Origin of the sequence: Winogradskyella sp., assembly GCF_025210595.1 — a bacterium.
Lineage (GTDB): Bacteria > Bacteroidota > Bacteroidia > Flavobacteriales > Flavobacteriaceae > Winogradskyella.
The window spans coordinates 38,479-45,084 of sequence record NZ_JAOARH010000066.1 but is presented as its reverse complement, the minus strand read 5'-3'; the positions used below and the strand labels follow the sequence as shown (position 1 = coordinate 45,084).

The 6,606-nt window shown below is 32.2% G+C and carries 7 protein-coding genes; 2 read left to right on the top strand and 5 right to left on the bottom strand.

Features of this window, described 5'->3' with window-relative positions:
* On the bottom strand, positions 1-1,034 hold a 1,034-nt coding region (locus N4A42_RS07140), incomplete at its 3' end, for a hypothetical protein (protein WP_294071935.1).
* Between the two features lie 204 nt (positions 1,035-1,238).
* Positions 1,239-2,576, bottom strand: a complete 1,338-nt coding sequence (locus N4A42_RS07135; protein ID WP_294071932.1) for a microtubule-binding protein — start codon at positions 2,574-2,576, stop codon at positions 1,239-1,241.
* Positions 2,577-3,186: 610 nt separating this feature from the next.
* On the opposite strand from N4A42_RS07135, the gene N4A42_RS07130 reads away from it, so the two are divergent.
* A complete protein-coding gene (locus tag N4A42_RS07130; RefSeq protein WP_294071929.1) occupies positions 3,187-3,354 on the top strand; it encodes a hypothetical protein in 168 nt (55 codons plus the stop codon).
* A 6-nt stretch (positions 3,355-3,360) separates the two neighbouring features.
* Positions 3,361-3,561 carry a hypothetical protein gene (locus tag N4A42_RS07125; RefSeq protein ID WP_294071926.1) on the top strand — a complete coding sequence of 67 codons (201 nt, stop codon included), beginning with the start codon at positions 3,361-3,363 and terminating at the stop codon, positions 3,559-3,561.
* 47 nt (positions 3,562-3,608) lie between these two features.
* Here N4A42_RS07125 and ettA read toward each other — a convergent pair whose 3' ends face one another.
* The 3 genes from ettA to N4A42_RS07110 all read right to left on the bottom strand — a co-directional run bounded on the left by ettA (position 3,609) and on the right by N4A42_RS07110 (position 6,573).
* The gene (gene ettA, locus N4A42_RS07120; protein ID WP_294071923.1) at positions 3,609-5,300 is read right to left on the bottom strand and encodes an energy-dependent translational throttle protein EttA; all 1,692 of its coding nucleotides are present in this window, start codon (positions 5,298-5,300) and stop codon (positions 3,609-3,611) included.
* A 35-nt stretch (positions 5,301-5,335) separates the two neighbouring features.
* Entirely contained in the window at positions 5,336-5,518 is a 183-nt protein-coding gene (locus N4A42_RS07115; protein ID WP_294071920.1) for a CAL67264 family membrane protein, read from the bottom strand.
* Between the two features lie 182 nt (positions 5,519-5,700).
* Complete coding sequence (locus N4A42_RS07110) at positions 5,701-6,573, bottom strand: pirin family protein (protein ID WP_294071918.1); 873 nt, start codon at positions 6,571-6,573, stop codon at positions 5,701-5,703.
* Positions 6,574-6,606: the final 33 nt, after the last annotated feature.

Sequence of the window (6,606 nt, the reverse complement as noted above, 5' to 3'; positions counted from 1 at the left end):
TTTAAATCAGAAATCTGAACAGGTGGAATTGCCAACTTATTCATAACCTCTGGTGTTTTATTATATAGCAATTGTATAATTCTGTGTGGCGCAAACACATAGCGTTGTCTAAAAGGGCTAGCCCATTTTTGAAAGGTTTTCTTATTAAAAAAGCCACCTTCCTTAAACTCGCTTTGAGACTTTAATTCATCTATTTTAAATGATACTACAAAAGATTCTAAAGGAATTGTTTTCCTGGTAATTCCATCTAAAATAGCATGTGTTATTTCATTTTCATCTTTTGCGAACACATTATGAATTGGTCCTAAATCTATTCGCTTAATTAACTTAGGGAATACTTTAGGTAAACGCTTGTCTATACCATAAGCCATAGTACCTAAATCCATTTCACGATCTGACGTGTTTTTTAAAACTGTATAGATTTCGTCTTTATAAGCTTGTACATCTCTTCCGTCATAATTAAAATACATGTAACAAATAAATGGTCTGTTATGTGTTACATCATAAAAACTCCAACTCACCAAATGCTCTGCTGGTGATCCATTGGGAGCATTTATAATTTTGCCCTGTACAAATCGATTAAAAATGTATTCTTTCTTAGCAGAAGTGTAATATACTATCGATGAAGCCTGAAACAATTTGCGCTTAGAAATAGATTCTTTTTTACGCATTAGCGTATCTAAAAACTCATCTTTTAAAACATCTATATCTGTAAGTCTGCTTAAAAATTCTTCTCTAAGTTCTAAATCATTAAATAAATAGCGAAATTCTAAATAATTAGGAAAACCAGAATCTGTAAGATCTATTTTCATATTCTCCTCATCATCATACATATACTTAACACGCATAGCTTCTATTGAATATAATAACAAGTCTGTATATTGCTTAAACAATAAAATTTCTTGTTGATTAAGTATTTGTTTTTGCTGTACAGCAGTGATTAGCTCCTTGAGTGAAAAGTCTATCATTTTATGATAGAAAATATACTGATCTTTAGAATCTAATATTGCGGAATCTAATGGAGTTACAATCATTGATTCTGATTATTTGCTTTAAAGATTAAATTTTTCTTTACAGATATGTCTTTGGGTATTAACCTTGGTTAGTCCATCTTTTGAAATTGTGTTTTCAATAATATTACTACATTCAGAATGGTCATTTGAATTATTAATAAACAAAACTATAGTAAGGGTAATGCTTATTATTGCTAACACAAAGAATATTGTACTTTTCATTTACTATCCTAACAAATCATCTTCATTAGCTTCTGGTTTAGGCTCACTAGCTGGTTCACCATCAGAAGGCACATTAGGATCTGCGTTATAATATTCGTCAAAAATTTCTTTCATATCTATACCATAACGATCTGCAAAGTTTTTCTGAATTTCGGCATCTTTAGATCTAATATCTTTTAAAGCTTCTGCATAGCTTCCGTAAATACCTTGCATCACTTTTTCGTGAACTGGTATATTATCCATCATTTCTTGACGTGCCTTAGCACTAGCTGTATGCATAGCTGCTAATGTTTCGCCAATATGTTCATCTGTTTTAACACCTAAGTGTTCTAATATTGCTGCAAACTCTTGATCTGTACGAGCTTTTAGTGCTACCACATAACCATCATAGTATTTTAGACGTTCGTCTGTATCTGATTTTAACTTGGCACGATGCGTTTGTAAATTACTGCGTAAAGACGTTAAAACTTTAATCGTTAAGTTATGCTTGTGTACAAAACTATCTTTAGAGGCTGCTAATGTGGTATAGGCATTTTTAAGTCCTTCTAGTTCTTCTACTTTCTGCTCTAGTTGTGTCACTTTTTCTAGTGCTTCAGAATATTCTGGCGATTGCTTATCAGCAACTTCTTCTAAGGCTTGTCTAGCTTGTTTTAATAAAGCATACTGTTCTTCGAGCCTAGCTTCAACTTCTTCTTTTTTCTGTAGTGCTTTAGTATGATTATTACTTGCCTCTACTATTGCTGTTTTAAGACTCTCTTCAACTTCTTTGATTTCTAGTTCTCTGTCTTTTAAACGCTTAATTGCGGCCTGACTTTTAAAAGACAATTCATTTAACAAAGTTTGCACATCAGCAGTTTCAATTCTTTCTTGAAACATAGCTTTTGCTCTATTATCTGCACCATCGCGTTGTTTTTGTGCAGCTTTTAATTCGTCTTCTGCTTTTTTAATTTTAGATTTTCTTCCCCAAAGATTATTCCACCAAGTGTCTGGTTTTGCGTTTGCATCCTCTAATTCTACTTTAGCACGCTCTAATCGTTTAACGGCATCATCAATTATTTTTTGCTCAGCTGCATTAAGCGCAGAGAACCCTTCAAACATAATACCCACTTCATCTTGATAGTCTGTTAAATCTTTAATAGCATCTAACAATGTTGTTCTGTCCTTCTCTGCCATATCCACAACATTATCTAAAGTAGCATTTAATATCTTTTGACGACTTTCTGGATCATCTTCTTGAGCCAATTTAGACTTCATTTGGTCTATGGCTTTTCCCCAGTTTACATCAACTTTTTCTGCTTTTTCTTGTGAGTTGGTTTCTAATAAATCAAAATCATCAGACATATTGTATAGTGTTATTTAGTTGAACAATTTTTTCGGATAAGCAATTTCGGTATTTTTTTAAGACTTTAAAAACTTTGTCTGTAAATTATAGGTATGATTTGCATCAAAAATGTTACAATATAGTATTGCACTTATAAACAAGTTATAAAATTGCTAATTGTTTGGCAGTAGATCCTTTATAATTGCTTTGGATTACTAAACTTCATTACTTAGCCTGCTGTTATATATTTCTAACTTTCTTAAAAGTTACTTCCACTATTAACATTTAGTGTAATTAATCTAGTTATAATCTCATATTTACATTTAAGATAACTTAACAAAAACTAAAAATTAATATAATAATGAATTAACAATGTTTATATGTTAAATTTTTATGCAACTTATAAATTAACAAACCTTGTCTTTCACCCTAAAATACTGCGTTTTACCGAACATATTAATCATTTAAACGGAATATTCATTTAAAACAAAATTGTAATTTATTTAAAATTAAGCTTTTAACTTCATTTTTTTTTCTATATTAGCATCATAGAACCCAAATCTAATTATATTAACCATGCTTAACAGATTGCTTTCCAAGGCTTTAATAGTAACTACCACTCAATTAACTATGATACTTATAGCCGTTGCATCTATTTTTATTATTTTCATTATAATCGCTATTATAAAAATGTATAAGTTAAAAGCTGAGAATAAGAAATTAATGAATACTAATGCATTTAAGGAGTTTGAAGAAAATGACCAAGAATATACAGGTCATCTATATGGTGAAAATTAAAGAATAATGGAATATATTTTTCTATTTATTTTTTTGATATTATTTGCTGTTTTCGTCATTTTTTCAAAATCTGATTTATATGCACATCAACACGATGCTGCTCACAAAAAAGAATTGGAAAACTTTAATTCTAATTATAAAGCATTAGAAGAACTAGACGTTAGCAAAAACAACTATAAAATTAACAACAATCATTTATACCAATAAAAAAGCCAGCTAATGCTGGCTTTTTTCATATAACAAGTTCATTAAAATTACCTTACTAACTTTTTATATTTTATACGTTTTGGCATTAAATCACCACCCAAACGTTTCTTTTTATTTTCTTCATAATCACTAAATCCACCTTCAAAGAAATAAACTTGTGAGTCGCCTTCAAATGCCAAAATATGTGTACATATACGATCTAAGAACCATCTATCGTGGCTGATTACAACTGCACAACCTGCAAAGTTCTCTAAACCTTCTTCCAATGCTCGTAGTGTATTTACGTCCAAATCATTGGTTGGCTCATCCAATAACAATACGTTACCTTCTTCTTTTAGCGTCATTGCTAAATGCAAACGATTACGCTCACCACCAGATAATAGGTTCACTTTTTTGTTTTGTTCGCTACCAGAGAAATTGAAGCGACTTAAATAAGCTCTGGAGTTTACTTGTTTTCCACCCATCATTACTAGCTCTTGCTCATCACTAAAGTTTTGCCAAATGGTTTTTTCAGGATCTATATTAGCATGCTTTTGATCTACGTATGCTATCTTAGCTGTTTCACCAACTTTAAACTCACCTTTGTCTGGTGTTTCTTCTCCCATTATCATTCTAAAAATTGTGGTTTTACCAGCACCATTTGGTCCAATAACACCTACAATTCCTGCTTGTGGCAAATTGAAGTTTAAATCATCATACAATAATTTATCATCATATCCTTTTGCAACACCTTTGGCTTCAATAACATTTGTACCTAATCGTGGCCCATTTGGAATATAGATTTCTAGCTTCTCATCTAATTGTTTTTGGTCTTGACTCATTAATTTATCATAGTTCTTCAAACGTGCTTTTTGCTTTGTTTGACGACCTTTTGCACCTTGACGTACCCACTCTAGCTCTCGTTCTAAAGTTTTTTGACGTTTTGAAGCTGATTTACTTTCTTGTGCTAAACGTTTAGATTTTTGATCTAACCAAGACGAGTAGTTTCCTTTCCAAGGAATGCCTTCTCCTCTATCTAATTCTAAAATCCATCCTGCAACATTATCTAAGAAGTATCTATCGTGCGTTACTGCAATTACAGTACCTTTATATTGAGCTAAATGATGCTCTAACCAATGTACAGATTCTGCATCTAAATGGTTGGTTGGCTCATCTAATAATAGTACATCTGGTTCTTGTAATAATAAACGACATAAAGCTACACGACGACGCTCACCTCCAGAAAGTACGCCAATCTTTTTGTCACCATCTGGCGTACGCAAGGCATCCATAGCAATTTCTAACTTGGTATCTAATTCCCAAGCATTAGACGCATCTATTTGATCTTGTAATTCTGCTTGACGATTCATTAGCTTTTCCATTTTATCAGGATCACTATACACCTCTTCTAGACCAAACATATCGTTTATTTTGTTGTATTCATCAAGAATAGCAACCGTTTCTGCGGCTCCTTCCTTTACAACTTCTAAAACTGTTTTTTCTTCATCTAATTGCGGCTCTTGCTCTAAATAACCAACAGTATAACCTGGCTTAAACACCACATCTCCCTGATAATTCTTATCAACACCTGCTATAATTTTTAACAATGTTGATTTACCAGAACCATTAAGTCCTAGAATTCCAATTTTAGCACCATAGAAAAAACTTAGGTAAATATTTTTTAATACTGGTGTATTTGCAGATTGAAATGTCTTGGTTATACCAGACATTGAGAAAATTATTTGTTTATCGTCACTCATGTTTTGTTAAAATTTTTGATTGTTAGAGAGAAGAATTATACTCTTCCCTTTAAAGCATTAAATACCCAAGCATTTGCAAAAAAGCCTACACCAACGGCTGCAAATCCCCAGCCTGCAACATCATCATACCTAAAAGCACCAAGTGCTATTAGTCCTAGTCCTACAAGAATCATAATTGTAGTAGCCCATGCCAATACCGTATTTTTATTCATCGCCATTTTCTTATTATTAATTTTAGATAGTTAGTTTGTACAAATATCGTGAAAATAAAGAATTTCTTAAAACCATATTAGCTTAAGATAAATCACAAAAATTTGATAGCTTAATCTTGCAATTAAGATTGAAAAATGGAATTAAACAAAGAGAAGCATCTTAAAAAATAAAATGCTTCTCTTAAATATTAACTAACTGGCAAAAATCCCATTTTACCCATTTGGTAATCTCGCATAGCTTCTAACAATTCTGTTTGTGAGTTCATTACATAAGGTCCATAGGTTGCTACAGGCTCGTTTATAGCTTCACCAGATAAAAAGAGTAGTTTACTATTTGCTTCGGCTTTAATGTGTATGCCTTCACCATCTTGCTGAAACTCCATAAACTGGTTTTTGTTGATTTCTAAAGCTTCAACAGTGTTAACAATTACCTTTCCGTTAAGCAAATACAATAAACTTTGATGTGTATTACTATATGGTATTTTAAATTCACCTCCAACTTTAGCATCAATCATAAAGGCATTAACTCTAGTTTGCGTTAAAATCTTTCCGAAGCTATTATGAAGTTCGCCAGCTATAATAGTCGCTTCAACTTTTCCATCCTCAGAAACTACTGTATTAAATTCATCCTTAGCAACATGTTGGTAATTGGGTTGCATCATTTTTTTATCAGCAGGTAAATTTAACCACAATTGAATGCCTTCTAGCGTACCACCTTTTTCAACAAAGTCTTTTGTTGGCCCTTCAGCATGAATGATACCACGACCAGCTGTTGTCCATTGTACATCACCTGCTTTTACAATGCTTTCATTTCCTAGAGAATCTCTATGCAATTGTTCTCCTTGCACTAAAAACGTTACAGGCTCAAATCCTCTATGTGGATGTGGTCCTAAATCGAAAGGATTATTAGTTTCTGAAATCTCATATGGCCCATAATGATGCAGTAGCACAAATGGATCTACCATTTGAATATGCTGCGTTGGAAAAGGTTGACGTAAGCGCACTGGTCCCATATTTACAAAATGGCTTTTGCCAGCACGTTTAATAGTATTTAGTTTCATTTTTATGTTTTTATTTTCAGAAACCATTTACTA

Coding starts and splice junctions, on each gene's coding strand:
- N4A42_RS07135 (WP_294071932.1), bottom strand. CDS start 2,576: ATGTCTGATGATTTTGATTTATTAGAAACCAACTCACAAGAAAAAGCA.
- N4A42_RS07130 (WP_294071929.1), top strand. CDS start 3,187: ATGATACTTATAGCCGTTGCATCTATTTTTATTATTTTCATTATAATC.
- N4A42_RS07125 (WP_294071926.1), top strand. CDS start 3,361: ATGGAATATATTTTTCTATTTATTTTTTTGATATTATTTGCTGTTTTC.
- ettA (WP_294071923.1), bottom strand. CDS start 5,300: ATGAGTGACGATAAACAAATAATTTTCTCAATGTCTGGTATAACCAAG.
- N4A42_RS07115 (WP_294071920.1), bottom strand. CDS start 5,518: ATGGCGATGAATAAAAATACGGTATTGGCATGGGCTACTACAATTATG.
- N4A42_RS07110 (WP_294071918.1), bottom strand. CDS start 6,573: ATGAAACTAAATACTATTAAACGTGCTGGCAAAAGCCATTTTGTAAAT.